20 protein-coding genes and 2 pseudogenes are annotated in these 21012 nt (G+C 72.6%); 17 read left to right on the top strand and 5 right to left on the bottom strand.

From position 1 onward, the window contains the following. The first annotated feature begins 50 nt into the window (after positions 1 to 50). Positions 51 to 590, top strand: coding sequence for a YbjN domain-containing protein (locus ACZ6JS_RS11060; protein WP_469297351.1), 540 nt, complete (start codon positions 51 to 53; stop codon positions 588 to 590). Between the two features lie 10 nt (positions 591 to 600). Here the strand turns inward: ACZ6JS_RS11060 and ACZ6JS_RS11055 are convergent, their stop codons facing one another. Together ACZ6JS_RS11055 and ACZ6JS_RS11050 are read right to left on the bottom strand one after the other, a co-directional pair. Beyond that, positions 601 to 1749 (bottom strand): hypothetical protein, encoded by a 1149-nt coding sequence (locus tag ACZ6JS_RS11055; protein WP_469297350.1) that lies wholly within the window; start codon positions 1747 to 1749, stop codon positions 601 to 603. A gap of 610 nt (positions 1750 to 2359) precedes the next feature. Continuing rightward, complete coding sequence (locus tag ACZ6JS_RS11050; protein ID WP_469297349.1) at positions 2360 to 3556, bottom strand: pyridoxal phosphate-dependent aminotransferase; 1197 nt, start codon at positions 3554 to 3556, stop codon at positions 2360 to 2362. A 671-nt stretch (positions 3557 to 4227) separates the two neighbouring features. Between ACZ6JS_RS11050 and ACZ6JS_RS11045 the strand changes: the two genes are divergently transcribed. From ACZ6JS_RS11045 to ACZ6JS_RS10985, 13 genes and pseudogenes are all read left to right on the top strand, one after another. After that, a complete protein-coding gene (locus ACZ6JS_RS11045) occupies positions 4228 to 4773 on the top strand; it encodes a DUF2617 family protein (RefSeq protein ID WP_469297348.1) in 546 nt (181 codons plus the stop codon). Between the two features lie 239 nt (positions 4774 to 5012). Further along, positions 5013 to 6656: a polyamine aminopropyltransferase gene (locus ACZ6JS_RS11040; protein ID WP_469297347.1), complete on the top strand. Its 1644-nt coding sequence runs from the start codon at positions 5013 to 5015 to the stop codon at positions 6654 to 6656. A 32-nt stretch (positions 6657 to 6688) separates the two neighbouring features. Then, on the top strand, positions 6689 to 7519 hold the full coding sequence (locus ACZ6JS_RS11035) for an SRPBCC family protein (RefSeq protein WP_469297346.1): 831 nt from the start codon (positions 6689 to 6691) through the stop codon (positions 7517 to 7519). Positions 7520 to 7569: 50 nt separating this feature from the next. Beyond that, positions 7570 to 8352, top strand: a complete 783-nt coding sequence (locus ACZ6JS_RS11030) for an aldose epimerase family protein (protein ID WP_469297345.1) — start codon at positions 7570 to 7572, stop codon at positions 8350 to 8352. A gap of 21 nt (positions 8353 to 8373) precedes the next feature. Beyond that, a complete protein-coding gene (gene pyrE, locus ACZ6JS_RS11025) occupies positions 8374 to 8913 on the top strand; it encodes an orotate phosphoribosyltransferase (protein WP_381784957.1) in 540 nt (179 codons plus the stop codon). 238 nt (positions 8914 to 9151) lie between these two features. Further along, the gene (gene fbaA, locus ACZ6JS_RS11020) at positions 9152 to 10174 is read left to right on the top strand and encodes a class II fructose-bisphosphate aldolase (protein ID WP_469297344.1); all 1023 of its coding nucleotides are present in this window, start codon (positions 9152 to 9154) and stop codon (positions 10172 to 10174) included. Positions 10175 to 10456: 282 nt separating this feature from the next. Then, a pseudogene (locus ACZ6JS_RS11015) lies at positions 10457 to 10570 on the top strand (hypothetical protein); the annotation flags it as partial. A gap of 295 nt (positions 10571 to 10865) precedes the next feature. Continuing rightward, positions 10866 to 11162: a hypothetical protein gene (locus ACZ6JS_RS11010; protein WP_469297676.1), complete on the top strand. Its 297-nt coding sequence runs from the start codon at positions 10866 to 10868 to the stop codon at positions 11160 to 11162. 480 nt (positions 11163 to 11642) lie between these two features. Beyond that, positions 11643 to 12056: a DUF3151 domain-containing protein gene (locus ACZ6JS_RS11005; RefSeq protein ID WP_469297343.1), complete on the top strand. Its 414-nt coding sequence runs from the start codon at positions 11643 to 11645 to the stop codon at positions 12054 to 12056. Between the two features lie 166 nt (positions 12057 to 12222). Further along, positions 12223 to 13068 (top strand): tryptophan 2,3-dioxygenase family protein, encoded by an 846-nt coding sequence (locus ACZ6JS_RS11000; RefSeq protein WP_469297342.1) that lies wholly within the window; start codon positions 12223 to 12225, stop codon positions 13066 to 13068. After that, positions 13061 to 14281 (top strand): kynureninase, encoded by a 1221-nt coding sequence (gene kynU / locus ACZ6JS_RS10995; protein WP_469297341.1) that lies wholly within the window; start codon positions 13061 to 13063, stop codon positions 14279 to 14281. Before ACZ6JS_RS11000 ends, kynU begins: the two co-directional genes overlap by 8 nt. A 171-nt stretch (positions 14282 to 14452) precedes the next feature. Then, positions 14453 to 15331: an alpha/beta hydrolase family protein gene (locus ACZ6JS_RS10990; protein WP_469297340.1), complete on the top strand. Its 879-nt coding sequence runs from the start codon at positions 14453 to 14455 to the stop codon at positions 15329 to 15331. Between the two features lie 312 nt (positions 15332 to 15643). After that, positions 15644 to 15817, top strand: a complete 174-nt coding sequence (locus ACZ6JS_RS10985) for a hypothetical protein (protein WP_469297339.1) — start codon at positions 15644 to 15646, stop codon at positions 15815 to 15817. A 42-nt stretch (positions 15818 to 15859) separates the two neighbouring features. On the opposite strand, the gene ACZ6JS_RS10980 is transcribed toward ACZ6JS_RS10985, so the two are convergent. The 3 genes from ACZ6JS_RS10980 to ACZ6JS_RS10970 form a co-directional block, all read right to left on the bottom strand. Continuing rightward, positions 15860 to 16819 (bottom strand): MASE1 domain-containing protein, encoded by a 960-nt coding sequence (locus ACZ6JS_RS10980; RefSeq protein ID WP_469297338.1) that lies wholly within the window; start codon positions 16817 to 16819, stop codon positions 15860 to 15862. A 44-nt stretch (positions 16820 to 16863) separates the two neighbouring features. Continuing rightward, complete coding sequence (locus ACZ6JS_RS10975; protein ID WP_469297337.1) at positions 16864 to 17739, bottom strand: PP2C family protein-serine/threonine phosphatase; 876 nt, start codon at positions 17737 to 17739, stop codon at positions 16864 to 16866. A gap of 199 nt (positions 17740 to 17938) precedes the next feature. Continuing rightward, positions 17939 to 19222, bottom strand: a complete 1284-nt coding sequence (locus ACZ6JS_RS10970) for an adenylosuccinate synthase (protein WP_469297336.1) — start codon at positions 19220 to 19222, stop codon at positions 17939 to 17941. Positions 19223 to 19405: 183 nt separating this feature from the next. Here ACZ6JS_RS10970 and ACZ6JS_RS10965 point away from each other — a divergent pair, with 183 nt between their 5' ends. From ACZ6JS_RS10965 to ACZ6JS_RS10955, 3 genes and pseudogenes are all read left to right on the top strand, one after another. After that, a complete protein-coding gene (locus tag ACZ6JS_RS10965; RefSeq protein WP_469297658.1) occupies positions 19406 to 20245 on the top strand; it encodes a diacylglycerol kinase catalytic domain-containing protein in 840 nt (279 codons plus the stop codon). Continuing rightward, positions 20242 to 20802 (top strand): hypothetical protein, encoded by a 561-nt coding sequence (locus ACZ6JS_RS10960; protein ID WP_469297335.1) that lies wholly within the window; start codon positions 20242 to 20244, stop codon positions 20800 to 20802. Before ACZ6JS_RS10965 ends, ACZ6JS_RS10960 begins: the two co-directional genes overlap by 4 nt. Next, a pseudogene (locus ACZ6JS_RS10955) lies at positions 20766 to 20912 on the top strand (ABC transporter); the annotation flags it as partial. The gene ACZ6JS_RS10960 and the pseudogene ACZ6JS_RS10955, both read left to right, overlap by 37 nt. Positions 20913 to 21012 lie beyond the last annotated feature (100 nt).

Genomic DNA, 21012 nt, shown 5'->3' with positions numbered 1-21012 from the left:
GTGGGCGGGATGGGGGAGGATGCAAGTATCCGCACGAAGGGAAGTACACGGTGAGCATCGACCCGGCCTCGATTCCGAACTTCGGAGGGCAGCAGCCCGATCCGCAGGCCACAGGACCGGCGGGCCCCGTCGTCCCCGACCAGGATCTGGTCAAGCAGCTGCTGGAGCAGATGGAGCTCAAGTACGTCGTCGACGACGAGGGTGACCTCGCGGCGCCGTGGGAGGAGTTCCGTACGTACTTCATGTTCCGCGGCGAAGCGGAGCAGCAGGTCTTCTCGGTGCGGACCTTCTACGACCGTCCGCACAAGATCGACGAGAAGCCGCAGCTCCTCGAGTCGATCGACGACTGGAACCGTCGCACCCTGTGGCCGAAGGTCTACAGCCACACGCACGACGACGGCTCCGTCCGCCTGATCGGCGAGGCGCAGATGCTGATCGGCACCGGCGTCAACCTGGAGCACTTCGTGTCCTCCACGGTCAGCTGGGTCCGCGCGTCCATCGAGTTCGACAAGTGGCTCACGGAGCAGCTCGGACTGGAGAAGGACATCGACTCCGCCGACGGCGAGGGCGAGGACGGCGGGGACAACTGACCCCACGCCGTCACAGGGGCATCTTGGCGAACACCAGGAGGTAGACCCCGTAGCCGTAACCGAGCCCGGCCAGCCCCGCGGTCACCACGACCGCGGAGCGCGGCCGGGCTCGTGCCATCACGGCGGCCAGCGGCAGCAGCAGCGGGAAAGCCGGCAGCAGGAACCGCGGCTTCGACTCGAAGTAGCCCGCCCCGCCCACGGCGATCACCAGCAGGACCGCGCTGTAGACGAGCAGCGGCAGCGGCGGCCGGTCGACGCACAGCAGCACCGCCAGCAGCAGGGCCGCGCCCAGCAGGAGCGCGGACACGGCGGTGGCGAGGGCCACGGGTCCGCCGGCGAGCACCTCCCAGACCTTGGACAGGGTGGCCCCGCCCCCGTCGAAGCGGGAGCCCCACTGCCGCTGGACGGCGAAGTACCCGGCCACGTCGTCCCTGGCCGCCCCGACGGCCGCCACGTACGCCAGCCAGCCCGCCGGCGCCAGCAGCCCGGCCGCCCACACACCGGGCGCCCGGGATCTTCGCACGAGCAGGGCGTGCAGGGCCGTGACGGACACGGCAGCGGCGACGGCGATCCCCGTGGGCCGGGTCAGCCCCGCGACCAGCGCCAGCGACGCGGCGAGCAGCCAGCGCTCGCGCAGCAGCGCGTACAGCGACCAGGCGGCGAGCGCGACCAGCAGCGGCTCGGTGTAGGCGAGGGTGAGCACCACCGCGTGCGGGACCACCGCCCACAGCGCGACCAGCAGCAGCGCGACACGCCGCCCGGCCACCAGCTCGCCGACCCGGTAGACGCCGACGGCGGCCACCGCGGCAGCGGTCCAGGAGACGAGAAGTCCGCCCCATTCGCCGCCGCCGGCCAGCCGCACCAGCGCCGGATACAGCGGGAAGAAGGCGTAGTCGCTCTGCACCAGCCCGGTGACGGGCCAGATCTGGGTGCGGCCGTAGCCGTGCCGGGCGATGGCGAGGTACCAGACGGAGTCCCACGAGTGGCCCAGCACCCGTACGGGGCTGCGTCCGGCCCACCAGGCGGCGAGGGCCAGCACGGCGGCCCCGGTCACGCGGATCGCGGCGAACACGCCGAGCGCGAGCGCGGCCGTGGGCACACCGACGGCCCTGACGTCCCGCGGCCGCACGAAAACAGACGTACTGCCCGTCGCCGTCATCTACCCCGACTTCCTGCGCTGTGTGCGTGAGGACGCCCATCCGGACGAGGAGGAGCCTCGGGCACACTAAGCGGCCCCCGCCCCGCGCCGGGCGGGAATGGCTGCGAAGCTCCGGTGAGATCGGGCACTGCGCGGGTGCGGCCCGCCGCGGCGCGGCGGCGGGCGGCCTGGAGCCGCCGCAGCCGATCCGCGGCCTCTTCGGGGACCTCGGTCCTCTTGCAGAACGCCGAGACATGACGACCTGGTTCGGTCGAGGTGAGCGGGTGAGCCCGAAGAAGGGCCGTGTCAGCGTCCCACCCCCGAGCGGGTGGAATGTGGTCTTCGGGACCACGGAGGCGGTGACAGCTGAGAGGAACGGTGCCGCGCGGCGCGGGCCTGTGACCACCGATGCCCGGAGGCGCTGCGCACCGACCCGCTGTCGCGTGACAACTGGAATCGCCGACACCGGCTCCGCGGAAACTGCCACGAAGGAAGGGAAGGGATCCGCGCGGGGGCAGTGGGAGTTCGAGGTCACGAGCGGTGGCCGGGTGCGCTACCCGGTCGTTCCCGTCGCGGGACGGGGTCCGGCTGCGATGCCGGACCCTGCACCCACACGTTCACCTGGCCGCTCTCAGCGAGCCAGCCGACCGAGGCGGTCCACCGCCTCCTGCAATACAGCCGTTCGCTTGCAGAACGCCCAGCGGACCTGTGTGGCGCCGGCGGCCTTGTCGTCGTAGAAGACCTGGTTCGGGATGGCGACGACCCCGCAGCGCTCGGGCAGGGCACGGCAGAAGGCCAGGCCGTCCTTCTCGCCGAGGGGGGTGATGTCGGTGGTGATGAAGTAGGTGCCGCGCGGGCGGAAGACCTGGAAGCCGGCCGCCTCGAGGCCGTCGGCGAGGATGTCGCGCTTGGCGGCGAGGTCGGCGCGCAAGACGTCGTAGTAGTCGTCCGGCAGGCGCAGCGCCTCGGCGATCGCGTACTGGAAGGGGCCCGAGGAGACGTAGGTGAGGAACTGCTTGGCCGAGCGGACCGCCGAGACGAGTTCCGGCGGGGCGGTGATCCAGCCCACCTTCCAGCCCGTGAACGAGTACGTCTTGCCCGCGCTGCTGATGGTGACCGTGCGCTCGCGCATGCCGGGGAAGCCCGCCAGGGGGATGTGGGAGCCCTCGAAGACCAGGTGCTCGTACACCTCGTCGGTGACGACCAGCAGGTCGCGCTCGACCGCCAGTGCGGCGATCGCCGCGAGCTCGTCCGGGGTGAGGACGGTGCCCGTCGGGTTGTGCGGGGTGTTCAGCAGCAGCAGCCGGGTGCGCGGGGTGACCGCGGCGCGCAGTTCGTCCAGGTCCAGGGCGAAGGCCCCGCCGTGCGGGCGCAGGGTGACGGGGACGCGGACGGCGCCGGCCATCGCGATGCAGGCCGCGTACGAGTCGTAGAACGGCTCCAGGGCGATGACCTCGTCACCGGGCTCCAGGAGGGCGAGGAGGGAGGCGGCGATGGCCTCGGTGGCGCCCGCGGTGACCAGGACCTCGGTGTCGGGGTCGTAGCCGAGGCCGTAGAAGCGCTGCTGGTGCGAGGCGATCGCGCTGCGCAGCTCCGGGACGCCGGGACCCGGCGGGTACTGGTTGCCCAGGCCCGTGAGGACCGCCCGGGAGGCCGCCTCGGCGATCTGCGCCGGACCGTCGGTGTCGGGGAATCCCTGGCCGAGGTTGATCGATCCGGTGCGTGCGGCCAGCGCCGACATCTCCGCGAAGATCGTCGTGCCGAAGGCCGCCAGCCGGCGGTTCAGGAAGGGGCGGTCGCTGCCCACGGGTGCGCTCATGGGCGCCATCCTGGGCGCAAGCTCTGGACTTGCTCAAGTGTGCTTTGGGCCGCGCGGGCGGGGGGCATCCCTCCACCACGCGGGACGCGGGGATCCCGCTCCCCGGGAGGACCGGGGCGTGAGAGAGGGGCGGACATGGAGTTCGTCTTGATAGTGCTCGTGATCTGTGCGCTGTTCGTGTTCCTCATGAGCCGGCTCGTCCGGAGGCTTGCGGGGCCCGGCTCCCGCCCGCGCCGCACGCGCCGCGGCAGGAGCAGCCGGTGGGCCGGCGACGCCGGCACGTCGGGCTGCGGTTCGTCGTCCTCGTGCGGTTCGTCGTCCTCCTGCGGGGGCGGGGGGTGCGGCGGCGGCAGCTGACACCAGGTCGCCGACGCCGTCCTGACGTGGGCGTCCGAGGGGCCGTTTCCCCTCGGGCGCCCCGCGCGTTGTCCATGCATCCCGACGCGCGGGACGCAACCTGTTGAACACGTGAACTGCCGAGCCCCCGGGGGGATGTAAACCCCGTCAAGTTGGGTAAAAACGCTGTGAGTGCCGTGCCTTTCATGATTCCCTCGGTTGAGTAGACCAGTCCTCGGACCTCCCTGGACTTCCTGTGGACCCGTGCCGGTGTCCCCCCACCCGTGCTTGCTACCGCTGGCGGGCCCCGGCCCATCTCCCTCGCGCGTTTGCGGAGCCGACTCATGCTCACGACCCTCCAGACCTCCTACACCGACACGCGTGCCGCCGATCTCGCCTGGGCCCTGGGTCGGGACCGGCTGCCCGCCCTGGCCGTGCTGAACCTCGAACTTTCGGGTGCGAAGGTCGAGTTGCGCCTGCTCGGCGCCTCCCATCAGGTTCTGCTGGAGGAGCGGGACGTGCTCTGTTCGGAGACGGTCGCCTGCATGCCCGGGAGCAGTACGCCGCTGCCGCTCGGCGTGGCGAAGCGGGTGGGCGACTGGGAGTACGAGTTCGCCGCGCGGGTCGAGAACCTGTCCCGGGGGTCCTTCGCGGGGCGGGCGCAGGAGTTGCTCGCGCTGGTGGCCGATCACCCGAACGGGCTGGCGGGGACGTTCCCGGGGAGCCCGCACGCCTTCACCGCCATGCTCGCCCAGCGGTACGAGGGCCAGGTGCGGTGGCGCACCTGGCACGCGTACCCGCAGGAGGGGCAGTTGGTGGCCACCCGCACGCGGATCGGGGTGCGCACGGGCGCCGCGACTCCCGCCCTGGAAACACCGGCGCTGCTGTAGGGCCCTTCTTCCGGACAAGGCCGGATCATGCCGGATCAGGGACCGGAGGCCGCGAGACCGGCAGGACCGGGAAGAGGACCTGAGCCGTGCGGGGGACGCAGGTTCGGACGGTACGCGGCCGGACGGCGCCCCACGGCGGGGGGCGTGCGGTGTGGTTACGCCAACTGGCCGAATCAGTGCGCCACTTGCACCCATGTGGGTGACCGGATGCGAGTGGGCCGTAACGTACGGTTCGCTTCATGATCGACCGTTCCGTCCCGCGCCGGGTCCTCCCGGCTCCGGAGCCGCGGGGCGCCGCGACCGTCCCGGCCGCCCTGCCCGTACGGCCCCGGACGGGCCGACTCCTGGTCCTGGCCACCGTGTTCGTCTGCGCGGCCTGCGGGCTCGTATATGAGCTGGAGCTCCTCGCCCTGGGCACCTACCTCATCGGCGACTCCGTCACCCAGGCGTCGGTCGTGCTGTCCGTCATGGTCTTCGCCATGGGCATCGGCTCCCTGCTCGCCAAACGCCTTCGGCACCGCCCCGCCCTCGGCTTCGCGGCCATCGAGGCCGGGCTCGCCCTCCTCGGCGGCCTCTCCGCCATGGCGCTGTACGCGAGTTTCGCCTGGCTCGGGGAGTCCCGCCCGGCGCTCGTCGCGTTCTCCTTCGCCATCGGCATGCTCATCGGCGCGGAGATCCCGCTGCTGATGGTCCTCATCCAGCGCATCCGCCGACAGGACGCGGGCGGCGCCGTCGCCGACCTGTTCGCCGCCGACTACGTGGGCGCCCTGGTCGGCGGCCTCGCCTTCCCGTTCCTGCTGCTGCCGATGCTCGGCCAGCTCACCGGCGCCATGCTCACCGGCACCGTCAACGCCGTCGTCGGCGGCGGGCTGGTCCTGTGGCTCTTCCGCCACGACCTGAGCCGGCGCGGCCGCTGGCTGCTCATCACCGCGAACGTGACCGTCCTCGTCGTGCTGGCCTCCGCGACCGTCCTCGCCGACGACTTCGAGCGGCTCGCCCGGCGCGCCGTCTACGGCTCCGAGGTGCGGGTCGCCGTCCAGACCGGGGTGCAGGAACTGGTGCTCACCGGCCCCGCGACCGGCTCCCCGCGCTCCCTCGACCTGTACCTGGACGGACGGCTGCGGGTCAGCGGCTACGACGAGTACCGCTACCACGAGGCCCTGGTCCACCCCGCCATGACCGGCAGCCACGCCCGCGTCCTCGTCCTCGGCGGCGGCGACGGGCTCGCCGCCCGCGAGGTGCTCCGCTACCGGGACGTCACCTCCGTCACCGTCGTCGAGCTCGACCCCGGCGTGGTCCGCCTCGCCCGCACCGACCCCATGCTCTCCGCGCTCAACGCGGGGGTGTACTCCGATCCCCGCCTGGCCGTCGTCAACCAGGACGCTTTCCGCTGGCTGCGCGGGCCCGCCGCGAACGACCGCTTCGACGTGATCCTCTCCGACCTCCCCGATCCCGGCATCACTCCCAGCACGAAGCTGTACTCGCAGGAGTTCTACGGACTGGCCGCGCGGGCCCTGGCCCCCGGCGGCCGGATGGCCGTGCACGCCGGGCCGCTTGCCACGCGCCCCCGCACGTACTGGACCGTCGACTCCACGCTCCGCGCGGCGGGCCTGCGGACCGCCCCCTACAGTGCGGGCGGCCGCCTCACGGGCTTCGCCGCCGGCCCCGACCGCACCCCTCTCGGGGGTGCCGGCGCGCCGCCGCAGGACTGGGGGTTCGTCCTGGCCGCCCGCGACCAGGAGCCTGCGCTGCGCGTGGACCGTGAGACGCCCGCACTGCACTCGCTGTCGACCGGCTCCCTCCAGGACGCGGCGCGCGACGCCGAACGCACCCGGGTGAGCGGACTCCCGCCTTCGACGCTGCCGCATCCGCGGTATTCGTGACCCGGTGCGGTCCAGGCCGTAGGCTCGACCGCATGGAGCATCAGGTGTTCGTCCCGGTCCCGGCAGACGACCTCCGCGCCGTGCTGCGCGACCCCGCCCGGGTGGCCCGGTGCGTGCCGGGACTCCAGCAGGACGCCGACACGGGCGTCGGCCCGCTCTCCGGGAGGCTCAGGGTGCGCGCCGGCGGGAGCACCGTGACCTATCGGGGTTCCGCGGCCGTCATCGAGCAGGATCCCGACCACTTCACCTTTGAAGGTGAGGGCACGGAAGTGCGGGGCAGCGGCACCGTGAAGTTCTCCCTCGGGCTGCGCCTGACTCCGGTCCCGGGCGGGACCCGCCTGGACTTCGACGCCCGCGCCACCGCCGACGGGCGCGCCGCCTCCTTCGCGCCCGATGCCGCGGCCACGGCCCTGCGCAGGCTGCTCGACCGGGCCGCCGGCCAGCTGGCCGCCGGATCCGCGATCAGCGATCCCGTCGCCGAGGCCGAGGCCGAGGTTGAGGACGCCGACGGCCCGGCGGGGCCGGAGGACGAGGTCACCGAGGTCAGTGCCTCGGTCTTCGAGACCGAGGTGCCGCCCCCCTCCCTGGACCCCGCCCTGGACCCGTTCCTGGCCGGCGGGTTCGAGGACCTGGACGCGGCCGGAGCCCCGCGACCCCCGGCCGAGGCCGCCCACGCCCGCCGCACCATGATCGGCCGCAGTGCCGAGGAGGTCGACCACGCGCCTCCGCGCGGCCGGTACGCCCCGGTGCCCGCGCCGGCCGCCACCGCGACCGGTGACAGCCTGCGCTGGATCGCCCCGGCCGCGGCGCTCGCGCTCGCCTCGGCCGTCGTCATCGGCCGGGCCCTGCGCCGCCGCCGCTGACCTGCGGCCTCAGGCCCTCCACCCGGCCGGATTCACCTAGGGTCAACCGCATGAGTACGCAACTGAGCGCCGGCGGCACCGAGGTGACTGTCGACCAGGAGAACGGCTGCCGGATCAGCAGTCTGCGCATCGACGGGACCGAGCTGCTGCGCCAGGGGACGAGGTACGGATCCTTCCCGATGGTGCCGTGGTGCGGCCGCATGAAGGACGGCCGCTTCCACAACGGTGCGACCGTGCACCAGATGCCCCTGGACCATCCGCCGCACGCCCTCCACGGTCTCGGCCGCGACGTGCCGTGGCGGCCGGCCGGCGCCACCGCCACGGAGGCCGCCTTCACCTACGACCTCGTCGACCCCTGGCCGACCCCCGGCCGGGTCACCCAGGTCGTCACGCTCGCCGAGGATTCGCTGACCCTCGCCATGGGCGTCGAGACGTACGGGGACTCCTTCCCGGCCCAGGCCGGCTGGCACCCCTGGTTCCTGCGGAACCTCGGCGGCCGGGACGTGGAGATCGCCTTCGACCCCGCCTGGCAGGAGGAGCGCGGCGCCGACCACCTCCCCACCGGCAAGCGGATCGACCCGGCGCCCGGCCCCTGGGACGACTGCTTCGGCATGCCCGACGGTGTCGACGTCACCCTCACCTGGCCCGGCGCGCTGGAGCTGCGCATCACCAGCAGGTCCGAATGGGTGGTCGTCTACGACGAGCAGGCAGAGGCCGTCTGCGTCGAGCCGCAGTCCGGCCCGCCGAACGGGATCAACACCGCTCCGCGCCTGGTCACCCCCGTCGACCCGTTGGAGGTCTCCACGACCTGGACGTGGCGGCGGCTCGCCTAGGCCGCAACTAAGCTCGTCGGCATGAGTGACGTACGGGATGCGCTTCTGCAGCAGATCAAGGACAAGGCCGTGGTGCACGGCAAGGTGATCCTCTCCTCCGGCCGGGAGGCGGACTACTACATCGACCTCCGTCGGATCACCCTCGACGGCGAGGCGGCACCACTGGTCGGCCAGGTCATGCTCGACCTCACCGCCGAGCTCGACTTCGACTGCGTCGGCGGCCTCACCCTCGGCGCCGACCCGGTCGCCACCTCCATGCTGCACGCCTCCGCCGCGCGCGGGCAGCGCCTGGACGCCTTCGTCGTCCGCAAGGCGCAGAAGGCGCACGGCATGCAGCGTCGTATCGAGGGCACCGACGTGAAGGGCAAGCGCTGCCTGGTGGTCGAGGACACCTCGACCACCGGCGGATCCCCGCTGACCGCCGTCGAAGCCGTCCGCGAGGCCGGCGGCGAGGTCGTGGCCGTCGCCACGATCGTGGACCGCGGCGCGGCCGAGGCGATCGCCGAGGCGGGGCTGCCGTACCTCACCGGCTACCGCCTCGAGGACCTCGGCCTGTCCTGACCGGCCACTGCGACAACTGGCGACAAAGATCCCCGGCCGCCCTTCAGGGGGGTCTGACCTGGTCTTTCCCCGCGGCCCGGGATGTTTCACGTGAAACATCCCGGGCCGTTCGCCCATCACGTGAGACCGGTGGGCTGGACCCTTGCGCGGAGTCTGGAAAGATAGGCGCGACGATGACGTCGCCCCCAGGTCAGGGCCAGCAATAAGCACACTCCCCGCACATCCAAGGAGCGGACAGATGCCCATCGCAACCCCCGAGGTCTACAACGAGATGCTCGACCGGGCGAAGGCAGGCAAGTTCGCCTACCCGGCCATCAACGTGACCTCGTCCCAGACCCTGCACGCTGCGCTGCGGGGCTTCGCGGAGGCCGAGAGCGACGGCATCATCCAGATCTCCACCGGTGGTGCGGAGTTCCTGGGTGGCCAGCACAACAAGGACATGGTCACGGGCGCCGTTGCCCTGGCGGAGTTCGCGCACATCGTCGCCACCAAGTACGACATCACCGTCGCGCTGCACACGGACCACTGCCCCAAGGACAAGCTGGACGGGTACGTACGTCCGCTTCTGGACATCTCCGCCGAGCGCGTCGCCCGCGGCCTGAACCCGCTGTTCCAGTCGCACATGTGGGACGGCTCCGCCGAGACCCTGGCCGACAACCTGGCCATCGGCCAGGAACTGCTCGCCAAGGCCGTCGCGGCGAAGATCATCCTCGAGGTCGAGATCACCCCGACCGGCGGCGAGGAGGACGGCGTCAGCCACGAGATCAACGACGAGCTGTACACCACCGTCGAGGACGCCATCCGTACCGCCGAGGCCCTGGGCCTGGGCGAGAAGGGCCGCTACCTGCTGGCAGCCTCCTTCGGCAACGTTCACGGCGTGTACAAGCCGGGCAACGTCGTCCTGCGCCCCGAGCTCCTCAAGGACCTCCAGGCCGGGGTCGCGGAGAAGTTCGGCAAGCCTTCGCCGTTCGACTTCGTCTTCCACGGCGGTTCGGGCTCCACGGCCGAGGAGATCGCCACCGCGCTGGAGAACGGCGTCGTGAAGATGAACCTGGACACCGACACCCAGTACGCCTTCACCCGCCCGGTCGTGGACCACATGTTCAGCAACTACGCCGGTGTCCTGAAGGTCGACGGCGAGGTCGGCGTCAAGTCGAAGTACGACCCGCGCACCTGGGGCAAGGCCGCCGAGGCGGGCATGGCCGCGCGCGTCGTCGAGGCGTGCGCGAACCTGCGCTCCGCCGGCACCAAGATCAAGTAGTCGGCAGCAGCAGCCGCAGCAGCCGCAGCAGCCGCAGCAGCCGCAGCAGCCGCCGCGACTGCAGTCGCCCAGGAGGGCCCGGCCCCCGTCCCACGACGGAGGCCGGGCCCTCCGGCGTTCCCGGGTCGGGCGGGGTCGGGCCAGGCCGGGGCCGGTCGTGGCGGGTCGGGGGGAGGGGCGCGGACGCCGGTGGACGGTGGCTCCGCGATGGTGTGAACTTCATCCGGGGGCGAGGGGGACAGGGGCGCATGAGGGCTGGACGACCGCAGGTGAAGCAGGACCGTGCGGTGCGCACCCGCCGGGCGATCCTGGAGGCCGCCGCGGTGGTGTTCGAGGACCGGGGGGTACGACGCGGCCAAGCTGACGGAGATCGTCAGCCTCGCCAAGGTCACCAAGGGTGCGCTCTACTTCCACTTCGAGTCCAAGGAGCACCTGGCGCAGGCCGTGATCGAGGCCCAGGTGAGCATGCATGCGCCGCTCGCCCCGCAGGAGTTCAAGGCGCAGGAGTTCGTCGACGTCGGCATGGTCTTCTCGCACCGTCTCCGGTACGACGTGCTGATGCGCGGCAGTGCACGCCTCACTCTTGAGCACAACGGTCGGGAGCTGGACCGGGCGGCGCCGTACCTGGGATGGATCGATCTGCACACCGCCCTGATGGCAGAGGCGGAGGAGCGCGGCGAACTGCTCCCACGTGGACCCGTCGGCGGCCGCGCGACTGGTGGTCGGGGCCTTCGCCGGGCTCAACGTCATGTCGCAGACGCTCGGCCTCGACCTGGACCGGGAGGTCTCGGCGCTCTACGCGAGCGTGATGCCGGGCCTGGTGGTCCCGGCCGTCGCGGAGCGGCTCGACACCGCGCCCGGCCGCGGCGCCAGGGCCCTGCACGACCCGGACGAGGCCTGCCGGTGCGACCGCTCCGCAACGCAGCCGCCCCTGACGCCTCCCCGCACACCCCGCGAGCCGGTCGAGGCGACCATCCCCGCGAACTGACCCGGCCGCGCCGCCCGCGGAGAACCCACCGCCCCGCACCCGCCACCGCAGCGCCCAGCAGATCCTGCGCCCACCCCGCACCGGCCCCGGCCGTGGCGGCGGCGAGGGGCCGGACGGTTCCCCGGCCCCCGGATCCCGTCGGGTGGCACCGAGGAGGCCGTCAGGTTCTGCGGAGCACCCCATCCCGCACCCCGCACCGCACACTCCGCCCCCGGCACACGAGGGGAACGGCGGGGTTTTGCGGAGCACCGCCCCGACCCGGTCGGAACGGCGCCCCCGAGGAGGGTCGCGGGTTCTGCGGACCACCGCAGCGGCGGCGCCGGGGGGCCGGACGGTTCCGCGGCCCCCGGCTCCCGTCGGGTGGCACCGAGGAGGCCGTCAGGTTCTGCGGACCACCGCACCCCGCACCGCACACTCCGCCCCCGACACACGAGGGGAACGGCGGGTTTTGCGGACCACCGCACCCGGCAGACTGGGGGCATGTCCATTCACCAGAACCTGCTCGGGGGCCCCGCCCCCACCCACCTCCCCGACGAGCCCGGCCGTGAGGCCCTCGCCGCCGGCACCCCGGCCGTCGAGGTGGCCGCCGCGCACCCCACGTCCTCCCTCGCCTGGGCGGTCCTCGCCGACGAGGCCTTCGCCGCCGGCAGCACGGTGGAGTCGTACGCCTACGCCCGTACCGGCTACCACCGCGCTCTCGACGCACTGCGTCGCGCCGGGTGGAAGGGCCACGGCCCGGTCCCGTGGGAGCACGAGCCGAACCGCGGCTTCCTGCGCGCCCTGCACGCCCTGGCCCGCGCGGCCGAAGCGATCGGCGAGAAGGAGGAGTACGAGCGCTGCACGACCTTCCTGCGCGACTCGTCCCCGACTGCGGCGGACACGCTGAGCGCCTGATGCCGTACAGCGGGGAGTGACACGCGGACATCTCATGTGGTCTGCCTCACTCCCCGCTGGAGCGCCGGCGTGACGGCGCCCTATGATGCGGGCAGGGGACCGGGGCTCCACTCACCTCACGGAAGGAGCGGACCGCTACCCGGAAGCACGTGTCGAGGAGACAGCGATGTCGAACACCCTTGATGCCTCCGGAGTCGGCGGGGACACCCCGAACCTCGACTTCGACGGCACGACCCCGTACGAGGACTACGTCCAGGCGGACGTCCTCACCCACCTCCAGCACCTCCGCTCGGACGACCCCGGCGAGATGGTCTTCCTGGTCACGACCCAGGTCATGGAGCTGTGGTTCACGGTCATCGTCCACGAGTGGGAAACCGCCGCGAAGGCTCTGCGCGAGGACCGCATCCCCGTCGCGATGGATGCGCTGAAACGTTCCCTTCGTGAACTGGAGGCCCTCAACGCCTCCTGGCGCCCGCTCGCCCAGCTCACCCCGGCGCAGTTCAACGCCTACCGCGGTGCCCTCGGCGAAGGTTCCGGTTTCCAGTCGGCGATGTACCGCCGGATGGAGTTCCTGCTCGGCGAGAAGTCGTCCTCCATGCTGGTCCCGCACCGCGGCGCGCCGCGCGTCCACGCGGAGCTGGAGAAGGCCCTCCAGGAGCCCAGCCTCTACGACGAGGTGCTGCGCCTGCTGGCCCGCCGCGGCCTGCCGGTCCCGGAGTCCGTCCTGCACCGCGACCTGTCGCTGCGCTACGAGGCCTCCCCCGAGGTCGAGGCCGTCTGGACCGGCCTGTACGCCGCCCCGGACGAGAACCTTGACCTCCACCGCCTCGGCGAGGTCCTCACCGACGTCGCCGAGCTCGTCTGGCGCTGGCGCAACGACCACCTGGTCGCCACCCGCCGCGCGATGGGCGCGAAGACCGGCACGGGCGGCTCCGCTGGCGTGGCCTGGCTGGAGAAGCGCGCGACGAAGAACGTCTTCCCGGAACTCTGGACGGCGCGCAGCCATGTCTGACACCTCTGGCACCGCCACGGACCTCGAGACCGGGCTGCGGGACCGCGCGGCCGCCCTGGACGCCGCCGACGAGCTGGCGAAGCTGCGCGAGCGCTTCACCCTCCCCGAGGACGTCGTCTACCTGGACGGCAACTCGCTCGGCGCCCTCCCGGCCGGCGTGGCCGCGACCACCGCGGACGTCGTCGCCCGGCAGTGGGGCGAGCTCCTCATCCGCTCGTGGGACGAGAGCGGCTGGTGGACCGCGCCCGAGCGAATAGGCGACAAGATCGCCCCGCTGCTCGGCGCCGCCCCCGGCCAAGTGGTCGTCGGCGACTCCACCAGCGTCAACCTCTTCAAGGCCCTGGTCGGAGGTGCCCGCCTCGCGGCTCCCGGCCGGACGAAGCTGCTGGTCGACTCCGCGACGTTCCCCACCGACGGCTACATCGCGCAGTCGGCGGCCCGGCTGGCGGGCCTGACCGTCGTCCCGGTCGACCCCGCGCAGGCGGCGGAGGCGATCGACGCGGACACCGCCGTGGTCCTCCTCAACCACGTCGACTACCGCAGCGGCCGGCTCCACGACCTGCCGGCCCTCACGGCGGCGGCCCGCGCCGCCGGGGCCGTCATGGTCTGGGACCTCTGCCACTCCGCGGGCGCCCTGCCCGTGGGCCTCGACGCGCACGAGGTCGACCTGGCGGTCGGCTGCACGTACAAGTACCTCAACGGAGGGCCCGGCGCCCCCGCGTACCTGTACATCGCCGCGCGTCACCAGGACGCCTTCGACTCCCCCCTCCCCGGCTGGAACGGCCACGCGGACCCCTTCGCGATGACCCCGGCCTACGAGGCGGCGCGGGGCGCGACCCGCGGCCGCGTCGGCACCCCGGACATCCTGTCCATGCTGGCGCTGGAGGCGGCGCTCGACGCATGGGACGGCGTCGCCGTCGAGGCGGTACGTGCGAAGTCCCTCGCCCTGACCGACTTCTTCCTCGAATGCGTGGCCGCGTACGTCCCGCAGGGCCTGGTCGAGTCGGTCACCCCGGCCGAGCACGAGCGCCGGGGCAGCCAAGTCTCGCTGCGGACCGAGAACGCCCGCGAGGTCATGGGGGAGCTCATCGCCCAGGGCGTCATCGGCGACTTCCGCGCACCCGACGTCCTGCGCTTCGGCTTCACCCCGCTCTACGTCGGTTTCGCCGACGCGGAGCGCGCAGCGCGCACGCTGGGTCACGTTTTCGGGTGACGCGGTAGCGAAACGTCACATCACCGGGCGGGCGGGGCTACGGCTCCGTCCGCCCGGTCATATTCCGGGCCCAGCACGGAACCTGCTGTTCCAGACTGATACGGTCCCGCTCTGCCGGAACACCGGAACATCTGTCCCCGCTGTCCCACGCGTTACCGAGAGGTTGAGCCGATGACCGACCCCGCCGCCGTGGAACGGGACGCCGCCGAGGCCGCCTCGGCCTTCGCCCATCCGGCGGTCGCACCGGACGTGACGGCCGCATACGGGGAACACCCCGACCACGTCGTCGACTTCTACGTCCCGCGCGGCGAGACCGCGGGCCCGGTCCCGCTCGTGGTGGTCCTGCACGGCGGAGCGTGGCGGGCCCCCTACGACAGGCAGCATGTCACCCCCTTCGCGGACTTCCTGGCGCGGCGCGGTTTCGCCGTCGCCAACGTGGAGTACCGGCGCGGAAGTTCCCTGCCGAACCAGAACGCCGTGGGGCCGGTCGCCGGGCGCTGGCCGGAGACGTTCGACGACGTCGCCGCCGCGATGGACGCCCTCCCGGGCCTCGTTGCGACCGCCCTGCCGCAGGCCGACCTCCGCCGCGTCGTCGTCACCGGCCACTCGGCGGGCGGCCACCTCGCGCTGTGGGCCGCGGCCCGGCACGTGCTGCCGTACGGCTCGCCGTGGCGGCTGTCCGCCCCGCCGATGCTGCGCGGGGTGGTGGCGCTGGCGCCGATCGCGGACTTCGCGGTGGCGGAGGAGCTGGGCGTGTGCGGCGGGGCGAGCGCGCAGCTGCTGGGCGGTGGCGACCACTGGGACGAGCGGCTGCCGTCGGCCGACCCGGCGTCGCTGCTGCCGACGGGCATCGCCACGGCGGTGGTCCAGGGCCGGGACGACATCGTGGTCCCGCAAGCGGTGGCCGAGGCGTACGTGGCTGCGGCCGCCAAGGCGGGGGAGATGGTGGGGCTGACCCTGCTCGACGGGGTCGGCCACTTCCCGCTGATCGACCCCGCGGCGGACGCCTGCGCGGTGGTCGCGGAGGAGATCTCCCAGTTGGCCTGGTAGCGGACTTCGGCCTTCCGCCGCAACCGGTGACGAGGGCGAAAACCCACGGGGGGTTGGGCGGCACACTGGTTACGCTGATCGAGATTTGATCCGGGCGCGGGCAACAAGGCCGCCGACCACCCGGGGCCGGCGGCGGAGATCACCGGCGAAAGCCACTCCGCACACGGCCTGGGGCTCACGACCAAGATCACGGGCCCGGACGCCGAGCTCGACGTCGTCGTCGACTGGGGCGGCGGGGCGACGGAGAAGAGGACGGTCAAGGGCTCCGGCGGGATCTGTCACGACCACGTCCATGCCGAGGTCGGCGAGTACGTGGTGAAGGTGGCGGTCACCGGCGTCGCAGGCGCCATTCAGGCCTCCAACCAGGTCACCTTCGCCACCTCGGGCTCCAAGTCCCCGCCGCACGCGCCGACCCGGCTGCTGGACACACGCGACGGCACGGGCGCCACGGCGGGCAAGGTCTTCGGCTACGACGAGAGCAACTGACCCTCCGCCGGGCGCCCCGGGGACGGCCTCCCCGGGGGCGCTTCAGCGTTCGGGCGGTCTGCCGCCCGGAGCCAGGTGCTCCACCAGTTCGGCCAGATCCTCGCAGACCTGTTCGATACGCAGTCGTACGTTGTTCTGCTCGGTGACGAGCGCGGACAGCAGCAGCCCGGTCAGGGCAGCCGCTCCGTTGAGGGCCTGGAGGTTGACCATGAGCTCCAGCAGGCCGTAGTCGACGAACGGCCCCGCGTGGTCGTGAGCCGCCGAGATGGCCAGGACCGAGATCAGCATGGCGCACGGCGCGCTTCCGGCGAACTGGAAGCGTACGGCCGCCCAGATCAGCAGCGGGAAGACGAGGAAGAGCACGGACAGGTGGCTGCGGGTGGCCACAAGGGTGACGATCACGGACGTGACCGCCAGGGCGGACGCCTCGGCCAGCCGGTAGTCGTCCCGGGGCAGCCGGGCCCGGCGCAGAACGAGCAGCAGCGGGGTCAGAACGAGCACCCCCATGGCGTCCCCGACCCACCAGGCCGCCCACACCGGCCAGAATCCGCCCCGGGGCAGATCGCCGGTGAGTACGAGGGTCCAGGTGCCGGCCGTCGCGCTGATCAGCATCGGCAGCAGGCCGCCCAGGAAGACGAGCGCCAGAGCGTCGCGCAGCCGGTCCATCTGCGTGCGGTAGTCCACAAGGCGCAGCATCAGGTAGGCGCACACCGGCGCGATCGTGTTCCCCGCGAGGATGCCGAAGTCACTGAGGTCGAATTCGCTAATGCGTTCGATGGCGAAGTAGGTGCCGAGGGCGATCCCCGGCCAGACCCGCAGGCCCAGCCAGAGCAGGGCGGCCAACGCGATGCCGGTGGGCAGCCACAGCGGGGTGACCTGCGCGCCGTCGACGGTCACGCTCTGGCGCAGCCCGATCCGCCCGCCGATGTAGTAGGCGACGGCGACGGCGAGGATCAGTAGGAGCAGTTCGGCCGGACGTCGCCATCCTTCGGTGCGCACCACGTCATCAGACAACAGCCCGCGGGCCGGGCGGGCCGTGACACGCGCTACGCCGTGCCCTGGGGTTGCGGGCCGGGGTCCGGGCCCGAGTCCGTCCCCGGGGCCGTTGCGGCCGCGTCGTGGCTGAGGACGAGCACCGCGGCGTCGTCCGCGTGGCCCGTCGAATCGGCCACCTTCATCACCTCGGCGGCCAGCTCTGCGGGGTCGGTGCCCGCAGCCTCCCGGACGACCCTGACCACGCGCTCCAGCCCCACCTCCAGGGGAAACCGCGGGCCCTCGACCACGCCGTCGGTGAGCAGGACGATCGATCCCGCCTGGGTCAGCCGCCGTCGGGTCACCGCGTACGCCGACCCGGGCACCAGGTTCAGCGGCAGCCCGCCGTTGTCCTCGGCTATGCCGTACCGGCCGTCGACCGTGGCCCAGACAGCGGGGACGTGGCCGGCCCGGGCGCTCTCCAGCTCCCAGGTGTCCGGGTCGAAGCGGAGCAGGCTGCAGGTCGCGAAGAGGTCGCGGTTCATCGAGAGCAGCACCTCGTTGGCCCGGCTCAGGACCTCGCCGGGATCGACGACGACGGCGGCCACGGCCCGCAGGCAGATCCTGACCTGCCCCATGAAGGCGGCGGCGTCGACGTCGTGCCCCTGTACGTCGCCGATGCAGAAGGCGAGCGCGCCCTCCGGCAGCCGGAAGCCGTCGTACCAGTCGCCGCCGATGTCGAGGCCGTGCCGGGCGGGCGAGTAGCGGGCCGCGGTGCGCAGGCCCGGCAGGGAGGGCAGCGCGGTGGGCAGCATCTCGCGCTGCAGGGCCTCGGCCAGTTCCACGCGGGCCTGCTGGAGCTCCACGCCCTGCCGTGCCTGCGCGGTCAGCCGGCCGAGCATGCTGAGCAGGTCGGCGCTGGCCACCCGAGGGGGACGGCGCCGGCTCATCGAAGGCTCCGACGATGGTGCATCCGTCCCTGCTTCCGCCGCGGAAAGGACCTGCCCATCATATTTCCGCCCACGCGGACCGCGCCCCCCGAGACGGCTCAGGGCCGGCGACGTCCGCCCGCGGTGAAGTCGAGGTGCGACAGCCCGAGGGGCGGGACGCGCTGTGCGCGTCCCGCCCCTCGGGTGGTGGGCTCCCTGCCTACAGGAACGAGTTGATCTCGATCGTCTCGGTGCGGCCGGGGCCGACGCCGATCGCGGAGATCGGGGCGCCCGACATCTCCTCCAGGGCCTTCACGTAGGCCTGGGCGTTCGCCGGCAGGTCCTCGAAGGTCTTGGCCTTGGTGATGTCCTCGGACCAGCCGGGGAGGTATTCGTAGATCGGCTTCGCGTGGTGGAAGTCGGTCTGCGAGTACGGCAGCTCCTCGACGCGCTTGCCGTCGATCTCGTACGCGACGCACACCGGGATCTGCTCCCAGCCGGTCAGCACGTCCAGCTTGGTGAGGAAGAAGTCGGTGAGACCGTTCACGCGGGTGGCGTAACGTGCGATCGGCGCGTCGAACCAGCCGCAGCGCCGGTCGCGGCCGGTGGTCACACCGCGCTCGCCGCCGATGCGGCGCAGGTCCTCGCCGTCCTGGTCGAACAGCTCGGTCGGGAACGGGCCCGCGCCGACGCGGGTGGTGTAGGCCTTGAGGATGCCGATGACACGGCTGATCTTCGTGGGGCCGACGCCGGTGCCGGTGCAGGCGCCGCCTGCGGTCGGGTTCGACGAGGTGACGAAGGGGTAGGTGCCGTGATCGACGTCGAGCAGGGTGCCCTGGCCGCCCTCGAAGAGCACGACCTTGTCCTCGTCCAGCGCGTTGTTGAGGATCAGGGTGGTGTCGGCGACGTACGGCTTGATCTGCTCCGCGTACTGGAGCATCTCCTCGACGATGGCCGCGGACTCGATCGCGCGGCGGTTGTACAGCTTCGCGAGGAGCTGGTTCTTGCCCTCCAGCGCCGCTTCGACCTTCTGGGTGAGGATCGACTCGTCGTAGAGGTCCTGGACCCGGATACCGATGCGGTTGATCTTGTCCGCGTAGGTCGGGCCGATGCCGCGCCCGGTCGTGCCGATCTTGCGCTTGCCGAGGAAGCGCTCGCCGACCTTGTCGAGAGTGACGTTGTACGGCGTGATCAGGTGGGCGTTGCCGCTGATGAGCAGCTTGGAGGTGTCGATGCCGCGCTCGTTGAGACCGCGCAGCTCGGAGAGCAGGACGGCCGGGTCGACGACGACGCCGTTACCGATGACCGGGGTGCATCCGGGGGAGAGGATGCCGGAAGGGAGAAGGTGCAGCGCGTACTTCTGGTCGCCGACGACGACCGTGTGGCCGGCGTTGTTGCCGCCCTGGTAGCGCACTACATAGTCAACGGATCCACCGAGCAGGTCGGTGGCCTTTCCCTTGCCCTCGTCACCCCACTGAGCTCCGAGCAGCACAAGAGCGGGCACAGGCGTACACCTCTTCCGGATGGGGCATGTCCAAGGCCAGGGGGGCGTACGACGATGTACGCGGGCTGAGCCGTCGGACGGGTTGCCCCGGAATAGACGAAGGCCCTGGCGCAATAGCGCAAGGGCCTCTTGCACAAAGATGCTACCCGAGGAAGGACCGAGGTGTCGGCTCCAGAGCCCACCATGAGCGAAGCGGGCGCGCCGGTAGGCGGTCTGCTGGTGCTCGTCGACCCGGTCGCCCGCCGTCTTGACGGCGAGTCCGTGCGGATCGCGAAAGATGTGTTGTCAGCGGGAGCGGCGGCGAAGATCTGCCTCCCGGATTCGCAGGAGGAGTTTGCGCGGGCGCTCGCCCGCCGGGGTCATCGGCAGCCGGTGATCGTGGGCGACGACCGGGCCCTGGTGCGGGCCGTGGGGCTGCTGCACCGGGAGCGGGGGCTCGGCGAGAGCGCTCTGGCGCTGGTTCCGGTGGGGCCGGTGGGGTCCCTGGCGCTGGCGAGGTCCCTGGGGGTTCCCCAGTCCGCCGTCGCGGCGGCCCGGGCGGTGCTCGACGGCTCGGCCCGCACGTGCGACCTGCTGGTGGACGACAGTGACGGGGTGGTGCTGGGCGCGTTGCGGATCCCGCCGCTGCGGGGGCCGGAGCGGGTTCCGAGACCGGCCGGGCCGTCGGTGTGGAGCGCGTACCGCTCGCTGGTGCGGACGCTGGTCCGGCCGGTGGCGGCGGCGGGCGGGGTGGGCGGCGGGCACCACAGGTTGCGGGTGGAGGCCGACGGGGTCCTGCTGGCCGATGTGGACCAGCCCGTGGCGGACGTCTCGGTGCGCACGCGGGGTGACGGGGAACCGGCGGAGGTCTCGGTGCGTACGGGCGGCGGCTTCGGCGGCTCGACGGTGACGGCCCGGGCGAAGACGGTGACGGTGTCGGGCGCGGACTTCCGCTACCGGGCCGACGGCGCGATGGCCGGTCCGGTCCGCCGCCGTACGTGGACGCTGCGCCCCGGGGTATGGACGCTCACCCTGCCCCGGTGACCGAGACGGCGCGGGCGGTGCGGGCGACGGCGGCGCAGGCGCAGCCGTCGGTGTCGTCGCAGGTGCAGGCGCTGGGTGACTGGCGGCGGGACGCGCTGCTGCTGTGCCTGCTGCCGGTGTTCTGCTGGCCCGCGGTGGTCGCTGCGGTGCTCACGAGCCCGGGGATGCTCGCGGTGCTGCTGGGCCCGGTGGTGCTCGGGGTGCGGGAGCTCCGCGCCGTCCGCCGGGCGCGCCGCGCGCTGCGGGACCCGGCGGTGCGCTGGGTTCGGTACGAGGCCGCGGTGGAGCGGACGCGCCGACGGCTTCCCGTGGTCGTCCTGCTCCTGGGCGGGGAGCGGCACGTGCTGACCCTGGGGGTGCTGGGACGGCGGGTCCTGCCACCACGCCCGTGGCCCCGTAGGGAACCGGCGCCGTCCGTTCGGGTGGTGATGCTGGCGGGGGACCCGGGGCGGGGCGGGGTCCTGTGGGTCCCGGACGCCCGCCGGCTGGGCCTGGCCCGGCCTGTCCGCTCGTGCGGCCGGCCCGCCAGGGCCGCACCGCGGAGACCGGCACCCTAGCCGTTCTCCGCCACCTCACCCGTACGTCGATCAGCGCCGAGCTCGTCGGACCGCCGAACGGCATGGCCCACCTGCCGGGCGGGCACGAGGTGAAGGTGCAGGGCTGGAGGTTCCTGAACGCCCTCGCGGCGGCCTGCCCTGACGACAGTCATGCAGGCCTCCCGGCCTGCGCCGCCGCGACATGACCGCCTGAACCCGGAAAAGGGACGG

Source organism: Streptomyces sp. NPDC046349 (genome assembly GCF_055587885.1).
The sequence above is the reverse complement of the archived record's forward strand: the minus strand, read 5'-3'. Positions and strand labels throughout refer to the sequence as shown.

Coding starts and splice junctions, on each gene's coding strand:
- fbaA (WP_469297344.1), top strand. CDS start 9,152: ATGCCCATCGCAACCCCCGAGGTCTACAACGAGATGCTCGACCGGGCG.
- ACZ6JS_RS10975 (WP_469297337.1), bottom strand. CDS start 17,739: ATGAGCCGGCGCCGTCCCCCTCGGGTGGCCAGCGCCGACCTGCTCAGC.
- ACZ6JS_RS10990 (WP_469297340.1), top strand. CDS start 14,453: ATGACCGACCCCGCCGCCGTGGAACGGGACGCCGCCGAGGCCGCCTCG.
- ACZ6JS_RS11045 (WP_469297348.1), top strand. CDS start 4,228: ATGCTCACGACCCTCCAGACCTCCTACACCGACACGCGTGCCGCCGAT.
- ACZ6JS_RS11030 (WP_469297345.1), top strand. CDS start 7,570: ATGAGTACGCAACTGAGCGCCGGCGGCACCGAGGTGACTGTCGACCAG.
- ACZ6JS_RS11040 (WP_469297347.1), top strand. CDS start 5,013: ATGATCGACCGTTCCGTCCCGCGCCGGGTCCTCCCGGCTCCGGAGCCG.
- kynU (WP_469297341.1), top strand. CDS start 13,061: ATGTCTGACACCTCTGGCACCGCCACGGACCTCGAGACCGGGCTGCGG.
- ACZ6JS_RS10965 (WP_469297658.1), top strand. CDS start 19,406: ATGAGCGAAGCGGGCGCGCCGGTAGGCGGTCTGCTGGTGCTCGTCGAC.
- ACZ6JS_RS11035 (WP_469297346.1), top strand. CDS start 6,689: ATGGAGCATCAGGTGTTCGTCCCGGTCCCGGCAGACGACCTCCGCGCC.
- pyrE (WP_381784957.1), top strand. CDS start 8,374: ATGAGTGACGTACGGGATGCGCTTCTGCAGCAGATCAAGGACAAGGCC.
- ACZ6JS_RS11000 (WP_469297342.1), top strand. CDS start 12,223: ATGTCGAACACCCTTGATGCCTCCGGAGTCGGCGGGGACACCCCGAAC.
- ACZ6JS_RS11005 (WP_469297343.1), top strand. CDS start 11,643: ATGTCCATTCACCAGAACCTGCTCGGGGGCCCCGCCCCCACCCACCTC.
- ACZ6JS_RS11050 (WP_469297349.1), bottom strand. CDS start 3,556: ATGGCGCCCATGAGCGCACCCGTGGGCAGCGACCGCCCCTTCCTGAAC.
- ACZ6JS_RS11055 (WP_469297350.1), bottom strand. CDS start 1,749: ATGACGGCGACGGGCAGTACGTCTGTTTTCGTGCGGCCGCGGGACGTC.